General features: G+C 34.6%; 23 protein-coding genes. 6 read left to right on the top strand and 17 right to left on the bottom strand.

The genetic code is table 11. The features are described from left to right. Positions 1–8: 8 nt before the first annotated feature. From EG348_RS09595 to EG348_RS09520, 16 genes are all read right to left on the bottom strand, one after another. Entirely contained in the window at positions 9–836 is an 828-nt protein-coding gene (locus EG348_RS09595) for an alpha/beta hydrolase (RefSeq protein ID WP_123982803.1), read from the bottom strand. Between the two features lie 21 nt (positions 837–857). Beyond that, positions 858–1,451, bottom strand: a complete 594-nt coding sequence (locus EG348_RS09590; RefSeq protein WP_123982801.1) for a transferase hexapeptide repeat family protein — start codon at positions 1,449–1,451, stop codon at positions 858–860. Between the two features lie 185 nt (positions 1,452–1,636). Further along, entirely contained in the window at positions 1,637–2,842 is a 1,206-nt protein-coding gene (gene pcaF / locus EG348_RS09585; protein WP_123982799.1) for a 3-oxoadipyl-CoA thiolase, read from the bottom strand. 90 nt (positions 2,843–2,932) lie between these two features. Continuing rightward, positions 2,933–3,346, bottom strand: coding sequence for a PaaI family thioesterase (locus EG348_RS09580; RefSeq protein WP_123982797.1), 414 nt, complete (start codon positions 3,344–3,346; stop codon positions 2,933–2,935). Positions 3,347–3,348: 2 nt separating this feature from the next. Then, positions 3,349–3,663: a hypothetical protein gene (locus tag EG348_RS09575; protein ID WP_123982795.1), complete on the bottom strand. Its 315-nt coding sequence runs from the start codon at positions 3,661–3,663 to the stop codon at positions 3,349–3,351. Between the two features lie 13 nt (positions 3,664–3,676). Continuing rightward, positions 3,677–3,904, bottom strand: a complete 228-nt coding sequence (locus EG348_RS09570; protein ID WP_123982793.1) for a hypothetical protein — start codon at positions 3,902–3,904, stop codon at positions 3,677–3,679. A gap of 21 nt (positions 3,905–3,925) precedes the next feature. Next, entirely contained in the window at positions 3,926–5,059 is a 1,134-nt protein-coding gene (locus EG348_RS09565; protein ID WP_123982791.1) for a 3-hydroxyacyl-CoA dehydrogenase NAD-binding domain-containing protein, read from the bottom strand. A gap of 86 nt (positions 5,060–5,145) precedes the next feature. Then, the gene (locus EG348_RS09560) at positions 5,146–5,946 is read right to left on the bottom strand and encodes an enoyl-CoA hydratase/isomerase family protein (RefSeq protein WP_123982789.1); all 801 of its coding nucleotides are present in this window, start codon (positions 5,944–5,946) and stop codon (positions 5,146–5,148) included. A gap of 82 nt (positions 5,947–6,028) precedes the next feature. Next, entirely contained in the window at positions 6,029–6,493 is a 465-nt protein-coding gene (gene paaD, locus EG348_RS09555; protein ID WP_123982787.1) for a 1,2-phenylacetyl-CoA epoxidase subunit PaaD, read from the bottom strand. Positions 6,494–6,679: 186 nt separating this feature from the next. Beyond that, the gene (gene paaC / locus EG348_RS09550) at positions 6,680–7,429 is read right to left on the bottom strand and encodes a 1,2-phenylacetyl-CoA epoxidase subunit PaaC (RefSeq protein ID WP_123982785.1); all 750 of its coding nucleotides are present in this window, start codon (positions 7,427–7,429) and stop codon (positions 6,680–6,682) included. Positions 7,430–7,500: 71 nt separating this feature from the next. Then, positions 7,501–7,782, bottom strand: coding sequence for a 1,2-phenylacetyl-CoA epoxidase subunit PaaB (paaB, locus tag EG348_RS09545; RefSeq protein ID WP_034679196.1), 282 nt, complete (start codon positions 7,780–7,782; stop codon positions 7,501–7,503). A 22-nt stretch (positions 7,783–7,804) separates the two neighbouring features. After that, the gene (locus EG348_RS09540) at positions 7,805–8,206 is read right to left on the bottom strand and encodes a hypothetical protein (protein WP_123982783.1); all 402 of its coding nucleotides are present in this window, start codon (positions 8,204–8,206) and stop codon (positions 7,805–7,807) included. Positions 8,207–8,210: 4 nt separating this feature from the next. After that, on the bottom strand, positions 8,211–9,149 hold the full coding sequence (paaA, locus tag EG348_RS09535) for a 1,2-phenylacetyl-CoA epoxidase subunit PaaA (protein WP_123982781.1): 939 nt from the start codon (positions 9,147–9,149) through the stop codon (positions 8,211–8,213). An 82-nt stretch (positions 9,150–9,231) separates the two neighbouring features. Continuing rightward, a complete protein-coding gene (locus EG348_RS09530; RefSeq protein WP_123982779.1) occupies positions 9,232–10,317 on the bottom strand; it encodes a 2Fe-2S iron-sulfur cluster-binding protein in 1,086 nt (361 codons plus the stop codon). Continuing rightward, positions 10,314–11,633, bottom strand: coding sequence for a phenylacetate--CoA ligase family protein (locus tag EG348_RS09525; protein WP_123985047.1), 1,320 nt, complete (start codon positions 11,631–11,633; stop codon positions 10,314–10,316). The genes EG348_RS09530 and EG348_RS09525 overlap by 4 nt, the downstream gene beginning before the upstream one ends. A gap of 351 nt (positions 11,634–11,984) precedes the next feature. Beyond that, on the bottom strand, positions 11,985–12,560 hold the full coding sequence (locus EG348_RS09520; RefSeq protein WP_123982777.1) for a TetR/AcrR family transcriptional regulator: 576 nt from the start codon (positions 12,558–12,560) through the stop codon (positions 11,985–11,987). A gap of 474 nt (positions 12,561–13,034) precedes the next feature. Here EG348_RS09520 and clpB point away from each other — a divergent pair, with 474 nt between their 5' ends. The 6 genes from clpB (at position 13,035) to EG348_RS09490 (ending at position 19,790) form a co-directional block, all read left to right on the top strand. After that, on the top strand, positions 13,035–15,629 hold the full coding sequence (gene clpB / locus EG348_RS09515; RefSeq protein ID WP_123982775.1) for an ATP-dependent chaperone ClpB: 2,595 nt from the start codon (positions 13,035–13,037) through the stop codon (positions 15,627–15,629). A 220-nt stretch (positions 15,630–15,849) separates the two neighbouring features. Continuing rightward, positions 15,850–16,410 (top strand): hypothetical protein, encoded by a 561-nt coding sequence (locus tag EG348_RS09510; protein WP_123982773.1) that lies wholly within the window; start codon positions 15,850–15,852, stop codon positions 16,408–16,410. Positions 16,411–16,457: 47 nt separating this feature from the next. Next, positions 16,458–17,105, top strand: coding sequence for a hypothetical protein (locus EG348_RS09505; protein WP_123982771.1), 648 nt, complete (start codon positions 16,458–16,460; stop codon positions 17,103–17,105). Next, the gene (locus EG348_RS09500; protein WP_123982769.1) at positions 17,084–17,869 is read left to right on the top strand and encodes a sensor histidine kinase; all 786 of its coding nucleotides are present in this window, start codon (positions 17,084–17,086) and stop codon (positions 17,867–17,869) included. The genes EG348_RS09505 and EG348_RS09500 overlap by 22 nt, the downstream gene beginning before the upstream one ends. Further along, positions 17,866–18,504, top strand: coding sequence for a response regulator transcription factor (locus EG348_RS09495; RefSeq protein WP_123982767.1), 639 nt, complete (start codon positions 17,866–17,868; stop codon positions 18,502–18,504). Before EG348_RS09500 ends, EG348_RS09495 begins: the two co-directional genes overlap by 4 nt. A 296-nt stretch (positions 18,505–18,800) precedes the next feature. Continuing rightward, positions 18,801–19,790, top strand: coding sequence for a zinc metalloprotease (locus EG348_RS09490; protein ID WP_123982765.1), 990 nt, complete (start codon positions 18,801–18,803; stop codon positions 19,788–19,790). 48 nt (positions 19,791–19,838) lie between these two features. On the opposite strand, the gene EG348_RS09485 is transcribed toward EG348_RS09490, so the two are convergent. Beyond that, the gene (locus EG348_RS09485) at positions 19,839–21,701 is read right to left on the bottom strand and encodes a M1 family metallopeptidase (protein ID WP_123982763.1); all 1,863 of its coding nucleotides are present in this window, start codon (positions 21,699–21,701) and stop codon (positions 19,839–19,841) included. Positions 21,702–21,949: the final 248 nt, after the last annotated feature.

The following is a 21,949-nucleotide window of genomic DNA, read 5'->3' as shown; positions in this document are numbered from 1 at the left end:
TTAAGATATTACTTTGGTTCCTGATAAGGAAATATTTTCACCAAACCTTCATATAAACTTCTGTGAAGAATCGTTGCATGATTATCTGTTTCCATCATTTTATATTCTACCGTCCAATTTTTCTTATTTGATTTTTTAAGAATATCGAAGAAATCTTCTGCATCTTTTACCATTACAGGATGTTCGCCTTTACCTACAGAAACGTAAACGAATTTCTTTGTATCCGGAATTTTAGTTAATAATTGATTTGCCTGTTTTAAAAGACTTTCATCATCCCACCACAAACTCGGACTGATGATAAAATAATTATTGAACATTTCAGGTTTTTTCAACAAAATTTCTGCCGCTAAAAGTCCGCCAAGAGATTGACCAAACAAATATTTATCGGTAGTTTTAAACTGACTTTCGATATAAGGTTTTAATTCTTTTTCTAGGAAATTAATAAATTTATCAGAATGTCCTGTTGTAGGATAATCTTTCTGTAAATCTTTTAAATCGGTGTGAAATGTGAAATCCCTTTTTCTATCAATATTAGCAATTCCGACCACTATTGTTTCCGGCATTGCATACATTTGGTTAAAGAACTGTACCAGTCCTGTAACATGGATAAAATCTTCATTCATGCTTCCATCCAGAAGATAGATAATAGGATAAGATTTTGTTTTGTCGAAGTTTTGAGGAAGGTAGATGTTTAAGGTTCTGTCTTCATTTAAAATTTTAGACTTTATTGTTCTGATTTCTCCAATAGTTAGTGGTTTTAAATTCCCGTTTTGGGCTAAAACCATACTTTGAAATGCAAACAAAATACTACAGAAAATAAGAAGTTTTTTAATCATATTAAATTTTGTAAGGTTGGGTTATTTTACATCATCCCAAATGCTGTAATCAACAACTTTCGTAGGAATCTGCTGAACAAATTCAGTAAATGGTTCGCAAGGCAAAATCGCATCTTTCCCTTCTCTTGCCAACTCCTGATATAATCTTGTTCCTTCGGTTTTCCATTTAATCATTTCATCAGAAACATCACGGATGATTTTTGCCGGACTTCCGACAATTAATTTTCTTGCATCACATCTGAAGTTTGCAGGAACAAAAGCCAATGCTCCGATGATACATTCATCACCTATAACGGCTTTATCCATCACCACAGCATTCATTCCAACCAGACAATTTTTTCCGATGTGTCCGGAATGGATGATTGCACCGTGACCGATGTGTGCAGATTCTTCTAAAATAGTTTCAATACCCGGAAAGACGTGAAGCGTACAGTTTTCCTGAACATTCGCACCGTCTTTGATGATAACTTTACCCCAGTCGCCACGGATAACTGCGTTTGGACCGATGTAAACTTCTTCACCGATTTCCACATTCCCGATAATCACCGCTTGTGGGTGAATGTATGCAGAGGGTTTTATGATAGGGCGAATTCCGTGATATGAGTAAATATTCATAAATTTATTTTTCTTATTAAATTCTTTTGTCTTGAAACAAAAGAACCAAAAATTCAAGACTGTAAACTTTTATGCTACAAATTGAAAAATTTCCTAAAAATTTTAAAACTCGCTTCGCTCAAACATAAAACTTTTCTTAACGGTAATTTTGAAATTTGCTTAACGCTAAAAGTTTAGATGTCGTTTTAGACACGTTCAATTACCATTGCATAGCCTTGTCCGACTCCGATACAAAGCGTACACAATGCATATTTTTTATTTTGTTTTTGAAGTTCTATGGCTGCAGAACCAACAATTCTTGCTCCGGAAACTCCAAGTGGGTGCCCAATTGCAATGGCTCCTCCATTTGGATTTACTCTTGAATCATCATCTTTTAATCCTAAACTTCTTGTTACTGCTAAAGATTGAGCAGCGAACGCTTCATTCAATTCAATAACGTCCATATCTTCTAATGAAAGATTTAATCTTTTCAATAATTTTTGAGTAGCTTCAACAGGACCAATTCCCATAATTCTTGGTTCAACACCCGCAACTGAAGATCCTAAAATCTTAGCTTTAGGTTTTAAACCGTATTTTTTTACAGCTTCTTCGCTTGCCAAAATAAGAGCTGCCGCTCCATCATTCATTCCTGAAGCATTTCCCGCAGTTACTGTTCCTTCTTTTCTGAAAGCCGGACGAAGTTTTCCTAATCCTTCCATTGAAGATGTAGGTTTGATGAATTCATCCTTATCGAAAATTTTTGGATCGCCTTTTCTCTGAGGAATTTCAACTTTTACAATTTCTTCCGCCAGTCTTCCACTTTCCTGAGCTTTTGTCGCTTTTTGTTGAGACCAAAGGGCAAATTTATCCTGATCTTCACGGCTGATATTGTGCATATCTGCCAAGTTTTCAGCAGTGTCTCCCATTCCGTCAACGCCATATAATTCTTTCATTTTTGGGTTGATAAACCTCCATCCGAAAGTCGTATCAAACATTTGACTATCTCTACCGAAAGCTGCGCTAGGTTTTGACATTACATAAGGCGAACGCGTCATGTGCTCTACTCCACCGGCAATGTAAATTTCACCTTCACCAGAAGCAATCGAACGGAAAGCATTTGCTACTGCTGACATTCCGGAAGCGCATAATCTGTTTACCGTTTCACCTCCTATTTTATAAGGAAGTCCAGCCAATAAAAGACCCATCCTTGCAACGTTTCTGTTATCTTCACCTGCTTGGTTAGCGCATCCGAAAATAACGTCCTCAATTTCTTCTACAGGAACTTCAGGGTTTCTTGCCACGATCTCTTTAAGGACAACCGCCGCCAAATCGTCTGCTCTAACTTCTGATAAACCTCCCTGTAATTTTGAAATAGGAGTTCTGATGTAATCTATGATATATACGTTGTTCATATTTTTTGCTTTAGGCTTTAAGCTATATGCAGTAGGCTTTACCAGCTTCGAAAAAAGCTTATTGCCTATTGCTTGAAGCTTACTGCTTATTTATAGTTCTGTTACTTTTTTTCCGATTTTATAAACTGTTCCGACGAATTTCGCAATCAATTCTTCGTTTTGATTGGTAATTTTAATATCGTAAACAGCTGTTTTTCTGGTGTCGTTTACCAAGATACTTTCTGCTCTGAAAATATCGCCTTCTTTTCCCGCTTTCGTAAAATTGATGATACAGTTCAGTGCTACGGCAGCGTCTCCGGAATTGTTGGACGAAAATGCCAATGCAGAATCTGCAAAAGCAAACGTAACGCCTCCGTGAACCGTTTTAAGCCCGTTAATCATCTCTTTTTTGATGGGCATTTCCAGTAAACAATAATTTTCTTTGACTTCGATCATTTTGATATTCATCCACTGGGAAAAATAATCCTGATCGAACATATATTCTGCAACTTGTCTTGGATTCATTTTTAATTTACACTTGTTATTTTATCATATAATTCATCAACCAATTTGTCATAAATACTCATGGTCTTACCAAAAATTATTTTCTCATATGAAAGATTTTCAGAATTTGATGGATTTTCAGACTGATAAGGAGCATTTAGATCAATACCATTTTCATTCGCTAATCTTTTGATCAGCTCTTTATATTTTTCATTAAAAGTTCCCAACATTCCAAGTCTTTCCTGATCATCATCGATCGAAGAAAGGTCTTGAATTATATATTCTTTTTCAATTAAAAGCCTTGTCTCTAGCTCGGCTCTAAATTCATCTATATTCATGAAAAAATATTAATTATTTCATCAAATCTTTTCTATCGGGATCTTTTAAATATCTTTTACCATCTTTATCAAAACCCCAAACATTTGATATTTCTCTTAATTGAAATAAATCATAATCACCTTTATGAATTTTGATTCTGTTCAATCTTCTTAATTTTCTATTTGCTTCTAATTTATTTTTCTTTTCTGTCACTGCAGTGGTAATTCCTATTATCGGAGTTTTCTTTCTTGACCTACTCATTAATAAACTAGCTATTATTAATTATAATTTTCTCAACAACGGGCTTTGCCTGTATCTTTCTTCCTGATATTCTTCGTAAAGATTTTGTAAGGTTTCAGAGATTTTTGAATAACCAATTTCTTTTCCCCAAGCCAATAATCCTTTTGGGTAGTTTACCCCTTTTTGCATTGCTAATTCAAGATCTTCGTCGTTTGCAACACCCAATCTTTTGGCTTCAACCGCTTCGTTGATCAACATTGAAATAATTCTTAAAAATATTTGTTGATAAAGAGCATCATCTTTTTCTGCAACAGGTTTTTCTGCGCCTTCAGAATAATCGTAGAAACCTTTTCCGGTTTTTCTACCGTGAAGTTTTGCTTCAGACATTCTTTGTTGAAGAAGAGATGGTTTGTATTTTGGGTCGTAGAAATACTCTTTGTAAACCGTTGTTGTTACAGAGAAATTTACATCAACACCAATGAGATCCATTAATTCAAAAGGTCCCATTTTGAAGTTTCCGATTGTTTTCATGGCTTCATCAACCTGTTCTATAGTAGCAATGTTTTCTTCAACCATTCTCAACCCTTCACCGTAGTAAGGACGAGCAATTCTGTTGACGATAAAACCAGGAATATCTTTAGCAATCACAGGCGTTTTCCCCCAATCTTTCATAAGATTGTAGATTTTTTCCGCTAACGATTTTTCTGTTAATAAAGATGGGATAACCTCAACCAGAGGCATCAAAGGAGCAGGATTGAAAAAGTGAATTCCGATGAAACGCTCCGGTTTTTGTAATTCCGCACCAAGAGAGGTGATGGAAATGGATGATGTATTGGAACCAATGATACAGTTTTCTGAAACGTAAGTCTCTAATTCTGCGAAAACTTTGGTTTTGATTTCTTTGTTTTCGATAATCGCTTCGATCACTAAATCAGAATCTTTTAAATCCTGTAAAGTTTCACTTTTAACGATATTATTTCTAATTTCTGTGGCTTTTTCCTGAGAGATTTTAGCTTTTTCAACTAATTTATTTAATGTTTTCTCTAAGCCTGAAAGAGCTTTATCAATTTGCGGAGTATTTGCGTCGAATAAAACGACTTTGCAACCCGCTGTTGCAGCTACCTGAGCGATTCCTACGCCCATGGTTCCTGCACCAATAATTCCTATATTTTTCATTAATTTATAGATGTTAGAATCTAGAAGTTAGAAGTTAGATTTTTCACTTGCTAATTTCTAACTTCTAATTTCTAATTTCTATAATATTATTTTCCTTTATAATTAGGTTTTCTTTTTTGTAAAAAGGCACTTACTCCTTCTTTGAAATCTTCTGTTTCAGCTGCTTCCTGTTGTAGATCACCTTCTAATTCAAGCTGTTCTCTCAATGTATTATGGTATGATTGAGCGAAAGCTTTTTTAGTTAATTTAATCGCAGCAGTCGGCATATTTGCCATTTTTTCAAGGATTTCCATTGATTTTGGAGTGAATTCTTCTTCATTGAAAATTTCAGCAACCAAACCATAAGATTTTGCTTCATCAGCAGATAATCTTTTCCCTGTGAAAGCCAAATAATTCGCCAATTGTCTTCCCAATAATTTCGGCAAGAAGTACGTTCCGCCTGTATCAGGAATCAACCCAATATTTGAAAATGCCTGAGCAAAATATGATTTATCAACCGCCAACACGAAGTCACAGATCAATGCCAACATAGCACCAGCTCCTACTGCAGGACCATTTACCAATGCAACAACTGGTTTTTTACATTTTGTAATCTCTGTCACCAAAGGGTTATAATAATCTACGACAATCTTTCTAATGATATCGCGGTCGTGGTGTTCGTTACCTTGTACGAAAGCATCATCCAAGTTTTGTCCAGAGCAAAAAGCTTTTCCTCTTCCTGAAATTGCCACACATCTTACTGTATCATCGTCGCTACATTCTTTAATAAAATCTTTTAGATCTGATAAAGAAGGCTTTGTAAGAGCGTTCATTGTGTCTGGTTGATTGAGATAAGCAATTTTAAGTTTTCCATCAAAATGCGTTTCAATATCAAGTTGTGTATACATGGTTTTAAATTTAATGATTAAAGAATTAAAAAATTACACTGCTCTAATTTAACAATATTAAATAACGTAGCAATGTATCATTTTAATGACATTTAAAATAATCAAAAGGCTCTAAACAGTCTAAACACTGATACGAAGCCTTGCATAATGTAGACCCGAATCTGCTGATCTGTTTTGAATTCATAGAACCACAACGCGGACATTTTTTAGGTTTCCCGATGTGATGTTCGTCGGCTCCTTTTTCGGGAGGAGAGATTCCGTAAATACGAAGTTTTTCTCTCGCTTCATCCGTCAACCAGTCTGTTGTCCAAATCGGAAACATTTTGGTGACTACTTTCGCATCCCATCCGTTTTCCTTCATGATTTTCATGATGTCTTCCTCAATGGTAAACATAGCGGGACAGGCAGAATAAGTCGGCGTAATTGTTATTTCACAAGAATTCTCGCTGGTAATTTTTGCTTCTCTTACAATGCCTAATTCCACGATATTGATTACCGGAATTTCCGGATCGGGAACGAGTTCTAATATTTCTAAAGGATTTTTCAATCTTTTTTAATTTGATTTTTTTAACGCAAAGTGCGCAAAGTTTTTTTTGACTACTAAATGTTTTTAAGTTCACAAAGGCGTTTCACTCAGCTAAGTCAAAAAAAGAATAGAATGTTCAATCACAGTCAATTTTTCATTCTAACAATTGTTATATTGATAAAATGCTACATTGTTACATTCAAAAATCTACCATGTACACCCCGGATACGCTCTCTGCATATACTGCAATTCACAAAGCATAAATCCAAAATATTCTGTATGATAACCTGTTCTTGATTTTGGCTGCATAAAAGGATTCGCAGGATATTCTAAACCGAAATCTTCAAAATCTTTTTGTGTGATAGAAAGAAAATCTTCATACAACGCATCAACATTTGGAGCGATGTTTAAAGCAATTAAATCATCTTCTCCTTCCACTTTTGCAAATAACCCTTTTGAATATTCCCAAATATTTTCAAGAGATTTCACCAAACGAGCTTTACTTTCCTCTGTTCCCTGTCCGAAAATTTTCATCCAAGATGCAGCGTGAGTATAATGATATCGCACTTCTTTCAATGATTTTTGAGCAAGAGCAGAAAGTTCTTCATCTGCCGAATTTGATAATGCCTCGTACATCAATTTCTGATACACCGCGAAAACATATACTTTAAGAATCGTCTGCGCGTAATCTTCATTCGGAAGTTCAACCCAATGTGCGTTTACGTATTCGTGCTCGTATCTTAAAAATGCTAAATCATCTTCGCTTTTGCCGTTATCAGCCACTCTTGAAGCATAAACATAAAAGTTGTTTGCCTGTCCAAGTTCGTCCAATGCGATATTTGTCAATGCAATATCTTCCTCTAAATAAGGACCTTCACCGCACCACGCAGACAGTCTTTGTCCCATGATGAAACTGTCGTCCGCAAACTTTAATAAATAATTATATAATGGATTCATTTTTTATAGAATTTAGAAATTAGAGGTTAGAAATTAGACTAAATTCTAGAATCTAACTTCTAACTTCTTTATTACATATTTTTTACATCGTTAGGAATATCGTAGAACGTCGGGTGACGGTACAATTTATCATCAGCCGGATCAAAGAATGCTTCTTTATCAATTCCTTCTGAAGTCACAATATATTTACTTGGAACCACCCAAACAGAAGTTCCTTCTTTTCTTCTTGTATAAACGTCTCTTGCGTTCTGCAAAGCCATTTCTGCTGTTGGCGCCTGTACTATTCCAACGTGTTTGTGAGATAATCCCGGTTTAGTCTGAATAAACACTTCCCACATATCTAAATTTGCCATAGTCAAATTTTAATTTTAAATTTTAATCATTTATAGCATACCAATTATTTTGGAGCTTAAAATCATTTCCACCATTTTTTACATTTTCATCAAGTTGTTTTACTAAACCTTTTTGAGTTGTATAAATTATTGCTGAATAATGATCTACTAGTCCTCTATCAGTATAAAAAGTTATTTTCAAATTATTTTTATCTTTTAAATTTCCCCGAATATTAAAAGTTTTATCATAAGAAAAATCTAAATCTTCCGGAATTAAATTTTCTCCCTCTTCAAATTTGTTAGGATTTAAAAGAACTCTATTTATTATCTTTTGTAAATCTTCTTTGTTATCTTCCCAAACTTCTGGATTTGATTGAGATCCACTTGGTAGAAAACAAGAACTGCATAAAACTGCAAATAGAAATGTTTGAAATATAGCTTTCACAAGTTTATATTACTTCTTTTTGTTGTTTCTCTGCAAAAGCTATCGCCGCTTCTTTTACCCAAAGGTTTTCCTGCTGCGCTTTCACTTTTGTCTGTAATCTTTTCTTGTTACAAGGTCCGTTTCCTTTTAAGATTTCCATGAATTCATCCCAAGGAAGTTCTCCGAAATCGTAATGTTGTCTTTCTTCATTCCATTTCAGGTCTTTATCAGGCATGGTTAATCCTAAAAATTCAGCTTGAGAAACCGTAACGTCAATAAATCTCTGACGAAGACTGTCATTACTTTCTCTTTTTACTCTGTAATTCATAGAAATTTTAGAGTTTGGCGAACTGTCGTCATTTGGACCAAACATCATTAAAGCCGGCCACCAGAAACGATTTAACGAAGCCTGAGCCATTTCTTTCTGTTGTTTTGTACCACGGCAAAGTGCCATTAAAATCTCATACCCTTGTCTTTGGTGGAAAGATTCTTCTTTACAGATTTTCACCATGGCTCTTGAATAAGGACCATAAGAATTCCCCATCAACATTACCTGATTCATAATTGCAGCACCATCAACCAACCAACCGATTGCGCCGATATCTGCCCAACTCAACGTCGGATAGTTGAAAATACTTGAGTATTTCGCTTTTCCGTCCAACATATCTTCGTAAGTCGCGTCTCTGTCAGCTCTGATCGTTCCGTTTCCTAAAGTTTCTGTTGCAGAATAAAGATATAAACCGTGGCCTGCTTCATCCTGAACTTTAGCTAAAAGAGCCATTTTTCTTCTCAAAGAAGGTGCTCTGGAAATCCAGTTCGCTTCCGGCAACATCCCAACAATCTCAGAATGTGCGTGCTGTGAAATCTGACGAACCAATAATTTTCTGTAATCATCGGGCATTACATCTTTTGGTTCTACTTTATTTTCGTCGTGTACGTATTGTACAAATTTTTCTAAATCCATAATTTTTCCAATTTAACAATGAATCAATCTAACAGTCTAGCAATAATTGTTACATTGTTAAACTATTACTTTGTTACACTAATTATACATCATAATTAAGCATCACCACATTCGTTGTCGGGTGACATTGACACGTCAGAACGTAACCTCTGGCTACTTCATCTTCGGTAAGCGCGAAATTTTTCTCCATGAAAACTTCTCCTTCCAAAACCTGCGCTTTACACGTACAACAAACTCCTCCTTTACAAGCAAATGGTACAGGAAGATTGTCTTTCAATGCTTTATCTAAGATACTCTCTTTTTTAGAATTAAGGTGAAACGAATATTCGTCATCATCGATAATGACCGTTACCATACTTTCTAAATTGGCAATTGCCTTGAATTCATCGCTCATTTCCTCAGAATTTTCTTCGTCAGGAGCAGTAAAATATTCAAATAAAACCTGAATGGCAGGTACTTTTTTCTCTTTCTTTAAATAGTCAGCAATCCCTTTAATCATTTCTGAAGGGCCACAAATAAAGAAAGTAGATTCTTTAACATCAATATCTGTATATCTTTCAAACAGCTGATTTAATTTTTCGGGAGAAATTCTTCCTTCAAAAATCGGATCTTCATGTTGCTCACGGCTTACTAAATAAACAACTTTCAGTCTTCCGTTAAAAGTTTCAACTAATTTATCAATTTCAGTCTTTTTCATCACATGATTCATACTTCTGTTGCTGTAGAACAGATAAGCATTAGAATTAGGCTCTTGGTAAAGACTTTCTTTAATATTTGATAAAACCGGAGAAATTCCGCTTCCTGCAGCCAAACCAACGTAAGTTTTTACATTTGTCGGGTGATAAGACGTATTAAAACCGCCCATCGGAGGCATCACTTCAAGAACTTCATCCATGTGAAGATGCTCGTTAAAATAACCGGAAACTTTTCCATTTTCTAAAAGCTTAACCAATACTTCCAGCGTGTTGCTTTTTTCACTCGGAGCATTGCAGATAGAATAAGAACGACGCTCTTCGTTTCCGTCGATCATCATTCGGAAGTTAAGATACTGCCCCTGCTTGAATCTGAATTTATCCTTCAGTTCCTCAGGAATTTCAACGGCAACATTGACTGCGTCGTTGGTATCTTTCTGAACCCTTACCGTTTTTAATTTATAAAATGAATTCATTTTGTTTTAAGTATTCTATTAATTTTTCCACCTTCGCACTTAGGCAAACTGTCCTGAGCATGAATTTTCACTTTCGTGGTGATTCCTACTCGTTTTTTTATTTCGTTTTCTATACTTTTTCCAAAGTTTCCGACAAAAATAGCATAATCATCGGTATTAATTTCAATTTGTTGGTCTTTCACAAATTCATCATCAATTTCCAGATCGATATCCAATGCTACACACATTTGTTCCTTCTCAATCGGTGTTAAATAATAATTCGGAACCACGCCTTCCACATGAGAAAATGCTTCTTCAACCTGACTTGGATATACATTTACACCTCTTACAATCAACATATCATCGGCTCTTCCAAGAATTGGTTTCATTTTAACCATTGTTCTTTTTGAGTTTTCCTCATAATAAAGACTCGTGATGTCATTCGTCCAATACCGTAAAAGCGGCATTGCTTTTTTCGTTAACGTTGTTATTACCAAAACACCTTCTTCCCCGAAAGGAACCGACTGTTTTGTAATCGGATCTAAAATTTCAGGATAAAAATGATCTTCCCAAATGTAAGAGCCACCTTTCTCCTCAAAATCTTCCATCGAAACTCCGGGTCCGATAATTTCACTCAACCCATAAATATTGGTAGCGTGAACGCCTAATCTTTCTTCAATATGATGTCTTATCAATTCCGTCCAAGGCTCTGAACCCAAAACGGCGTATTTTAAACTGATTTCGTCTGCCGAGATTCCTCTTTTAGCAAATTCATCAGCGATTGTTAAAGCATAAGAAGGAGAGCAACAGATCACTTCCGGTTTAAAATCCATAATCAGATCAACCTGTCTTGAAGTCATTCCTCCCGAAATCGGAAGAACACTCATTCCTAATTTTTCCGCTCCGTAATGAAGTCCAAGTCCGCCTGTGAAAATTCCGTATCCATAAGCGTTGTGTAATTGCATTCCCGGTTTTGCTCCGGCTGCATTCAAAGATCTTGCTACCACTTCGCTGAATAAATCAACGTCTTCTTTTGTATATCCTACCACCGTTGGTTTTCCCGTTGTTCCGCTTGAACAGTGAATTCTCTGTAATTCATTTTTCGGAACGGTAAATAATCCGAACGGATAATTGTCTCTTAAGTCTTGTTTGTAAGTAATCGGAAGTTTCGTAATATCTTCAATTGTCCTTATTTCCTGTGGAGATATTCCTAATTCATCAAATTTTCCTTTATAAAAATCCGACTTCTCCTCAAGGTAACCCACCAAATCCACCAATCTTTCCGACTGGAGCTGTCTCAATTGGTCGAGCTGTAAGTATTCAACTGAAAAATCCACATTCATGACTAACTAACATTTGTTAGGTGTAAATTTAAAAAGAATTTGGGAGGTGACAAAATTTTTATGACTTTCGTCATATTTTGAATGATTCTAAATAATTTTTAGGTTGAGATTTAGAGAAATTTTTACTTCGAATTGTCATTCTTAAAGGAGCGCAGCGTAGTGAAGAACCTCTAATACTAAGTTTAGATTCTTCCTTCAAAAATGCTGTTTAAAATATATCCACAAAGTTTGCCATTCAGAGCGGAACGCAGTGGAGCGTGGAATCTAAATATCTTAAACAACATGTGTCGAGATTCCTACGGAATGACAAAAGATGATGTTATAAAAAGAAGATTAAAATAATGCTTACTTTTGATTTCCCAAAAGACCAAAAAGAATCTTATCCCTTATCTCATCAGTAATTTCAGTGGTTGACTCAATGTTTCTTTTGAACCAGAAATAGGAATTGTTTAAAGTATGAAGAATGAATCTTGTCGTAAAAGTTGGCGATTTCAGTTCCCAGTTTTCAGCTTGGTAAATTTCAGAAATCAATTCTTCAACTTCCTGTTGATATTTTTTTCTTAATTCTACAAATTCGGGAAGTCTTTCCTCCAAATGTTTCCATTCATTAGAATAAATGTGCGTGACATCACGGTTTCTGAGAACTATTGATAAATGTTTATCGATGAATAAATTCAATTTATCTTTTGGATTGATGTCCGTGTTTTTTACGGTTTGAAGCTCGGTAAAGAAATCATTGGCAATTCCGAAGCAGATCCACTCAAGAATTTCTTCCTTCGAACGGATGTGTGCATACAAAGAAGCCGCTTTAATATTAAGCTTCGTCGCTAAGTCCCTCACAGAGCTGCCCATATACCCTTTCTCTTTGAAAAGTTCTACAGCAACGTCTAATATTTTCCTTTGTTTTTCTTTTAACTCCATCTGGTAAACGCAAAAGTAATTATTTTGATTTTAATATGCTGATTTCATATCATGATTTAACGTAAGGAATGTAAATATTTAATAATATTCAATATTCTTAAGTCTGAAAAGATTTCTGACTAATGAAATCTCTAATTTTTTCTGCACTTTTTACGGCCCTTTTAATGTTTTATACTTTTCAACTAACTTCAAAATCTTTCTTAAATTTTTCATGTTATGACGATTTTTCCATCATTTTATTCCAAAATATTATGAATCGGAAATTTTGTCGTTTTGTTTTAATTTAAAAATGCATAATTCGGAAATTCTGTCTTAAATGTTTAAAAATTTAATAATAGAACACTTTTTGCGATAAGCTAATAGAATTAAATGATAAATAATTGATAGCATTAAGAAACTGAGCCTTAGAATTTAGTTTCTTGATGTTTTTAGAAAAATTAATACGAACGTAACCATTACAAAAAATATAAAAATATGAACTTAAATCAATATACAGTAAAATCACAGGAAGCCATCCAAGCAGCACAGCAAGTTGCTATGGAATTTGGCAATCAAAGCATAGAACCTCAACATTTATTGGAAGGTATTTTCCAGATAGATGAAAATATATCGCCTTTCTTATTAAAAAAATCTGAAGCAGATGCTAATTTGGTAAGAGAGCGAAACCGTGAAAATTTAGAAAAGCTTCCAAAAGTACAGGGAGGAAATATTTATCTTTCACAATCTGCAAATAAAGTTTTGCTTGATGCTCCCAACATCGCTAAAAAAATGGGTGATGAATTTGTAACGATCGAGCATTTGTGGCTTTCTCTTTTAGAAACCAATTCTGAAGTTTCGAAGATGTTGAAAGATATGGGCGTGACCAAAAGTCTTTTGGAAGGCGGAATTAAAGAATTACGAAAAGGTAGTACCGCGACATCTGCAAGCTCAGAAGAAACGTATCAATCCTTAAAAAAATATGCTAAAAACTTCAACGAACTCGCTGCAGAAGGGAAATTAGACCCGGTTATCGGTCGTGATGAAGAAATCAGGAGAGTTTTGCAGATTCTTTCAAGAAGAACAAAGAACAATCCGATCTTAATTGGTGAACCGGGAGTTGGAAAAACTGCTATAGCTGAAGGAATTGCACACAGAATTATTTCAGGAGACATTCCTGAAAACCTACAAGATAAAACCTTGTATTCATTGGATATGGGAGCTTTGATCGCCGGTGCGAAATATAAAGGTGAATTTGAAGAGCGTTTGAAATCGGTTATTAATGAAGTTACAAAATCCGACGGACAAATCATTCTTTTCATCGATGAAATCCACACTTTAGTGGGAGCTGGAGGTGGTGAAGGCGCGATGGATGCTGCTAACATCTTAAAACCAGCTTTGGCAAGAGGAGAATTAAGAGCAATCGGTGCAACAACTTTAAATGAATATCAAAAGTATTTCGAAAAAGATAAAGCACTTGAAAGACGTTTCCAGAAAGTGATGGTGGAAGAACCTGATACTGAATCTGCAATCTCTATTCTTCGTGGAATTAAAGATAAATATGAAGCTCACCACAAAGTAAGAATCAAAGACGAAGCGATTATTGCTGCGGTGGAGATGTCTCAACGATATATTTCGGACCGATTTTTACCGGACAAAGCGATTGACTTGATTGACGAAGCTTCGGCTAAGTTGAGAATGGAAATCAATTCAAAACCTGAACAACTGGATGTTTTAGACAGAAAACTGATGCAGATGGAAATTGAATTGGCTGCCATTTCAAGAGAAGGCAATCAGACAAAAATTGACCATTTAAAAGAAGATATTTCGAAAATTTCTGAGGAAAGAAATGAAATTAATGCTAAATGGCTTAAAGAAAAACAAAAATCTGAGGATTTAACATCCATCAAAAAAGATATAGAATCTCTGAAATTGGAAGCAGAAAGAGCTTCAAGAGCAGGAGATTACGCAAAAGTTGCTGAAATTCAGTATGGAAAAATAAAAGAAAAAGAAGATGCTTTGCAAAAACTAGAATTGGAGATGCAAAACCATCAAAATGAATTAATTAAAGAAGAAGTCACAGCAGACAACATCTCTGAAGTTATCGGAAAATGGACAGGAATTCCTGTTACCAAGTTGCTTCAATCTGAAAGAGAAAAATTATTACATCTTGAAACTGAACTTCATCACAGAGTTGTTGGTCAGGAGGAAGCAATTGGTGCTGTTGCAGATGCGATCAGAAGAAACAGAGCAGGATTGAGCGACGAGAAAAAACCAATCGGATCATTCTTATTCTTAGGAACTACCGGAGTTGGTAAAACTGAGCTCGCAAAAGCATTGGCCGAGTTTTTATTCGACGATGAAAACAATATGACGAGAATTGATATGAGTGAATATCAGGAAAGACACAGCGTGTCTAGGCTTGTTGGTGCACCTCCGGGATATGTTGGATATGATGAAGGTGGTCAATTGACGGAAGCGGTGAGAAGAAGACCTTATTCAGTCGTGCTTTTAGATGAAATTGAAAAAGCGCATCCTGATGTTTTCAACACTTTGTTGCAAGTTTTAGATGACGGAAGATTGACGGATAATAAAGGTAGAGTCGTGAATTTTAAAAATTCGATTATCATTATGACTTCGAATTTAGGCTCGCACATCATTCAGGAGAATTTTGAAAATATTACCGAAGAAAATCAAGACGAAATTGTTGAGAAAACTAAAATTGAAGTTTTTGATTTATTAAAACAAACTTTACGTCCGGAATTCCTAAACAGAATTGATGAAACGGTATTGTTCCAACCTTTAAGAAAAAAAGAAATTGGAAAAATCGTTCAGTATCAATTGAGAGGATACAATGATCTGTTGGCAAAACGAAATATCATTATGACTGCCACTCAGGATGCTGTAGATTATTTAATGAATAAAGGTTATGATCCGGCATTTGGTGCAAGACCATTGAAAAGAGTAATACAACAGGAAGTTTTAAATAAATTATCCAGAGAGATTCTTGCAGGAACGGTGAATGAAGGCGATAGAATCACGTTAGATTATTTCGAAGAAACAGGTTTGGTGTTCAGACCTGCTGAAAAATAAGTAGTTTTTTTCATATATATTATTTTTGTAATAAGTGCCGCAGACCCAATCTGCGGCACTTATTTTTTTAGTCAAATGCATCAAAATTCCTTATTATTTTAATTAAACAGAACAATCCGTAAAATCACGGAGAATTAATAGGAAAAAAACGTACGATTTAACATAAAAAATTTACGAAATTTGCATTACTAACTAACATTATACTATAAAAGCTAACATTATGAAAACAAAACCAATCTTTAGCGGAGACACTATCGAGCTAACCGATGCTCCAAACACTATGCCTTCAGAATTTGTTCAAAAATTAATTAATAACTATCGTAGTAATCAATTAACTGCAATCAATACTAAATTCGGAATGGAAGATGCTCATTCTATCCGTTTCGATCTAGCAACCTTGAAAAAATTCATTTCAGACATTGAAAATGAAACGCAAAAAGTAGATTCAGGAATCACAGAAAATGATCTAGGTATTAGATTTTATTATGCAGCCTATCCACAAGCGAACAACTGGGATATGATGGAAAATACTCCGATCGGGACAAACTATGCAGGAAAACATACTTTGGTAATGGTTCCTACACTGAAAATGGGGAATGCTGAAGGAGAAATTTTAAGCTATGATTTCAATCCTTTGGATGCTTCCACTTATAATCAAAACAGTGATAATGACGGTAAACAAGGAGAAGTAATGGCGATGAATAAAGCCTTAACAGCTGTTTTGTCTCAAAATCACGGAAACCTTATACCGCCGGATGATAAAAAAGTTGAAGAATACTAAAAAATTTTAATTAATATTAACGTAACAATATTTTAAGCATAAACACAATGACTGATTTCCAAAAATTGATATACGAATCTATGTTCTGGAGTGAGGGTATCGCTGCATTAATATCCGTTCTGTATTACAACCGTATAAAAAACCAATATTGGAAATACTTTGTGTTTTATCTGATCTTCATTTTCCTGTGTGAAGCCGTAGGAAAATGGGGAGGTAAATTAATGGATTACGATAAAGCTGCGTTTTACAATTATTTTGTAATTCCCGTTCAGTTTATATTTTTCTATTGGCTGTACGCATCAAAATCTTTTGGAAAACCCAAACTCTTCATCACTTTATCCTTGATTTATTTATTATCATTTATCCCCAGTGAACTTCTTTTTTCAACAGATAAAGTCATGTTTTCATTAAACTATACTTTAGGCTGCCTGATCTTAATGATCCTTGTAGTCATGGAATATTATCAGCAGGTTAATTCCTCAAACATCCTGAATTTCAATAAAAACCCGATGTTTTATATTAATCTGGGCGTGACGCTGTTTTATATCGGAACTCTACCCTTCTGGACGTTTTTTGCTTTTATTAAAACCTACAGAGAGATTTACGATATCTACTTCGCTTACTTTTTGATTTCAGGAATTGTAATGTACTTATTATTCTCAATTTCATTCATATGGGGAAAACAGAGCTCTTAATAACATTAATTTTATTCAACATATTTTTTGTGTTGTTTGTTGCTGCTATCATTGTATATATCAGAAAATACAAGCAGCGTAAAAAAGAATATTTAATTGAAATTGAAATAAAAAACGAAATCCACCAGAAAGAACTTCTGGCAACACAACTGGAAATTCAGCAGGCTACGATGCAGCAGATCGGGCGTGAGCTTCATGATAATATCGGACAAAAATTAACCCTTGTAAGTCTTTACACACAGCAACTTTTATACGAAAATAAAGTTCCCGAGGTGAGCGAAAGAATAGAACAGGTTTCACAGATCATCAACCAATCTTTGCAGGATTTAAGAAGCTTATCTAAAACCTTAACAGATGACAATATAAGTCAAAAGGAAATCGTAACTTTAATTCAGGAAGAAGTAGACAATACCAATTCCTTTAAAAAATGTAAAGTAAATTTTAAACATAATTTCGAAAACCTTGATTTAGACTTTGTTCAGAAAAATATGCTTTTAAGAATTACTCAGGAATTCATTCAGAACAGTATAAAACATTCGCGTTGTAAAAATATTTTTATCGATCTTAATACTTCTGACGAATCTTTTTGGGAATTAAAAATCAAAGATGACGGAGTGGGATTTGACAGATCAAGGATCACTTCAAACGGAATCGGCTTAACCAACATGAAAAACAGAGCCGAGATCATCGGGGCAGATTTCAGCCTTGAAAGCCATAAAAACATGGGAACTACACTCAATATTATTTTAAAAAAACAGCCATGAAAAAAACTATAGTTATTGTTGATGACCACGTACTTATCGCAAAAGCTTTAGAAGGAATTATTGATAATTTTAAAGATTTTGAAGTAATTTATGTTGCTGAAAATGGTAAAGATCTGATCCAGAAATTTGAAAACAACAGCAAAATTCCGGATATCATCCTTTTAGACATCAGCATGCCGATCATGGATGGTTTTGAAACGGTACTTTGGTTGAAAGAAAATCATCCGAACATCAAAGTAATGGCGCTGAGCATGCAGGGTGACGATAAAAGCGTCATCAAAATGATCAAAAATGGGGCGAAAGGATATTTACTGAAAAACACTCACCCAAAAGAACTTGAAAATGCCCTTATTAAATTAAATTCCGAAGGTTTTTTCTATCCGGAATGGGCTTCAAAGATCATTTTCTCCAACATGAATAATGATAAAACAGATGGCGTAAGAATCTCAGACCGCGAAAAAGAATTTTTAAAATACACCATAACAGAACTGAGTTACAAGGAAATCGCCGATAAAATGTGCTGTAGCCCAAGAACGGTTGAAAGTTACAGAGATCAATTGTGTGATAAATTGGATTTAAAAACACGTGTTGGTCTTGCTGTTTTTGCTATCAGAAATGGTTTTGCAGAATCATAGAAGATGATTATATCCATAGAATTCAAATTTAGATTGTTTTAAAATCCCAACAATAAACACTTATCAAACAATTATCAATAAAATAAATGCTCATTACATTGAATTTTTCTAAATCATAAATTGTTATTTTTTAATGAAAATTTTAAATCAAAACATGAATTTAATTTAAATATAACAACAAATAACAAGATATTAAAACATAAACTAACATAAAAAGCAACATTATAGATAAAAAATTTGCATATTAATTAAAAATAATATAATTTCATTAAACTAAATTTATAAAGAAATAGCTTATGAAAAAACTATTATTTGGAATCCTTGCATTAGGATTTATGTCAGCTTGTAACAGCGACACGCTATCAAATCAAAGTGAAGACCAATCAACATCCGAAACATCAGGCGATTTTATTGCTAAAAGAGATTGTGCCTCAGAAGAGGTTCGTAAGGAAGCTTTAAAAAACAATGCTCAGCTTAGACAGAAATATGAAGCTTTGGAAGCCCAAACCGAAAAGTTTATGAATGATGTAAAATTAGGAAAAGTTCTTCCCGATGGCACAGTGGAAATCCCTGTGATTGTAAATGTTCTTTACAGAACAGCCGCTGAGAATATTTCAGATACCCAAATTCAGTCTCAGATTAATACGCTCAACGCTGATTTTACAGCTACGAATAGTGATATTAATAAAATCCCAGCAGAATTTGCTTCTGTAGCCGCAGGAAATACAGGCATAAAATTCCGTCTGGTACAGGTAAACAGAAAATCTACAACGGTAAGAAGCTGGAGAACTAATGATGCTATGAAAAAAACTTCATCCAAAGGATTGGATGGTACAGATCCTACTCATTATTTCAACATTTGGGTAGTGGGAGAAATGGGAAGTATACTAGGGTACGCAACCTTCCCAGAATCGGCAGGACTTTGGAATGACGGTGTTGTAATTGCCTCCAAATATTTCGGTAACACTTCTACAGTTCCTTATAACTTAGGAAGAACTGCAACACATGAAGTAGGACATTATCTAAATCTGAGACACATTTGGGGAGATACTAATTGTGGAAATGACATGGTAGGTGATACTCCTACTCAAACAACAGCAAATTATGGCAAACCGACTTACCCTTTGTATAATACATGCGGCGGCGTTCAGAGATCTGTAATGTTTATGAATTACATGGATTACGTGGATGATGCTGCTATGTTTATGTTTTCCGGAGGGCAGAAAACAAGAATTCAGTCTGTTATTGCTTCAGCAGGAGCAAGAGCTGGATTAAGAGTATATTAAATATTTTTTAAACAAATAAAAGCCTTCACAAAATATGAAGGCTTTTATTTATAAATTTTTAGAATTATCTGCCGGCGTATAATCCATAAAAAGACCACCATCTAAATTCACAGATTTCACTTTCTTTTTAATAGGAATCGTTAAAACAGCCTGTTTTTGATCTTTCTCCCAAAGTGAAGGTGAGAAATGAAGTTTTTCCACAGTTCCGTCTTCATAGGTTAATATCGCTTCAAAAGGAATAGCAAAACCGCCTACATTATCAATATTCACGGTTAGAAGATCATTCAACTGAGAAACGTTGGCGATTTTTAAATCAATATAATTATTGGTATAAAACCAATTATTCCAGAACCAATTCAAGTTTTTTCCAGAACCGGCGTTCATCGAATAAAAATAATCCCACGGAATTGGGTGTTTTCCATTCCAGTTAGCCATATAGTGGTGTAATGCTTTTTTGAAAACTTCATCACCAAGATAATCTTTCAACGCTAAATAAGACAGAGATGCTTTTACATAAGAATTGTTTCCATAACCAGCTCCGCTAACCTGTGTGCTCATCGAAATGATTGGCTGATCCTGTTCTGCAGAAGGATCATTGATCCACTTTTTTACTCTGAAATTTTTATAAAAGTCTTTGGCTGCAGCTTCTCCGTTTTCATCAATTCCAATCAAATACTCCAGTGTTGTTGCCCAGCCTTCATCCATGAAAGCATAACGCGTTTCGTTGATTCCCATATAGAAAGGGAAATAGGTGTGAGCAATCTCGTGATCTGCCGTTAGTCTCGCATCCTGAAAATTATCCGGAACCGTTGAATCATTGATCATCATTGGATATTCCATGTCTGCATATCCCTGAATTGCCGTCATTACATTATACGGATATTCAACTCCCGGCCAGTTTTTCGAGAACCAATCCAGGTTGTAACGCATCCATTCCACATAATGTTCAAAATCTTTTGCTCCTGCCTTATAACCTGCCTGAACGCTTGCTCTTTTTGTTTTAAGCTGAACACTCGCAGCATCCCAAACGTAATGATTGCTCAATGCAAAACAAAAATCTGTGATATGAGTAGCTTTAAATTTCCAGACATTCCATTTATTGGGTTTTGTTACTTTTCCCGATTTCATTTCCTGTTCAGTAGCGATGTGCATTACTTTGTCGCTTTTTAAGGAAGCTTTATATCTTTTTAAATATTCGGGTTGAAGAACCACATCAGGATTTAAGAAATCTCCCGTAGACCAAACTACATAATTTTTCGGAGCCGTAATTGCGAAATTATAATCATTAAAATCATTATAAAACTCCTGTCTGTCGGAGTGCGGAAGCATATCCCAACCGTTGTAATCGTCATATACAGAAATTCTTGGGAAAGAATAGGCAACATAGAAAGTTTCTGGATCAATTTGCCCTTCTCTTCCACTTTGTACGGATAGCGGATATTCCCACTCAATTTTAACCTCAGATTTTGATTTTGATTTTAAAACTGAATTTAATTTTACTTTTTCAACCGTTCCCCAATCATCACTGTTTATATCATATTTTTCACCATTTACGATAAATGACTTAATATGTAAACCAGACGACAAAAAGTCTTTGGAAACAGAACCCGATCTCGGCGATTGAGGTTTATGTAAATTATTAACGAATCTTATTGCTAACTCATCCAGATCATTTGGGCTGTTGTTGGTGTAAACAATTGTTTCTTTCCCTGATACTACTTTTGTACTAGCATCAACCTTTACATCAACCGTGTAAATACATTTGTTTTGCCAGTAATTTTTTCCGGGAGCCCCTGAAATATCTCTTGTTCCATTTTCATAAGCCTTCTTAATATTTCTCGGCATATATAATTCCTGCGCAGAAATCTGACAAGAAATTGCAAAAGCAAACGCTAAAATTATCCCTCTCATTTCAATTATTTTACAATAAGTATTCAATTTAACATAAAAGTAACAAAAATGGTAATATCTAGTTGAGCTTTGCATTAAAAACTTTTTCAGTTTCTTTAATTTAACCATTTTTCCAATTTAAAATACAAGCACGACATTAGAATAATATTAATAAATTTCATTAGAAAAAGAAACTTTATATTTATTATCTTCAAACAGTAAAAGAGTATTTTACAACTTACATAATAGTGTTCTAATTGATTGATTAA

Source organism: Chryseobacterium sp. G0201 (assembly GCF_003815655.1).
Taxonomy (GTDB): domain Bacteria; phylum Bacteroidota; class Bacteroidia; order Flavobacteriales; family Weeksellaceae; genus Chryseobacterium.
The sequence above is the reverse complement of the archived record's forward strand: the minus strand, read 5'-3'. Positions and strand labels throughout refer to the sequence as shown.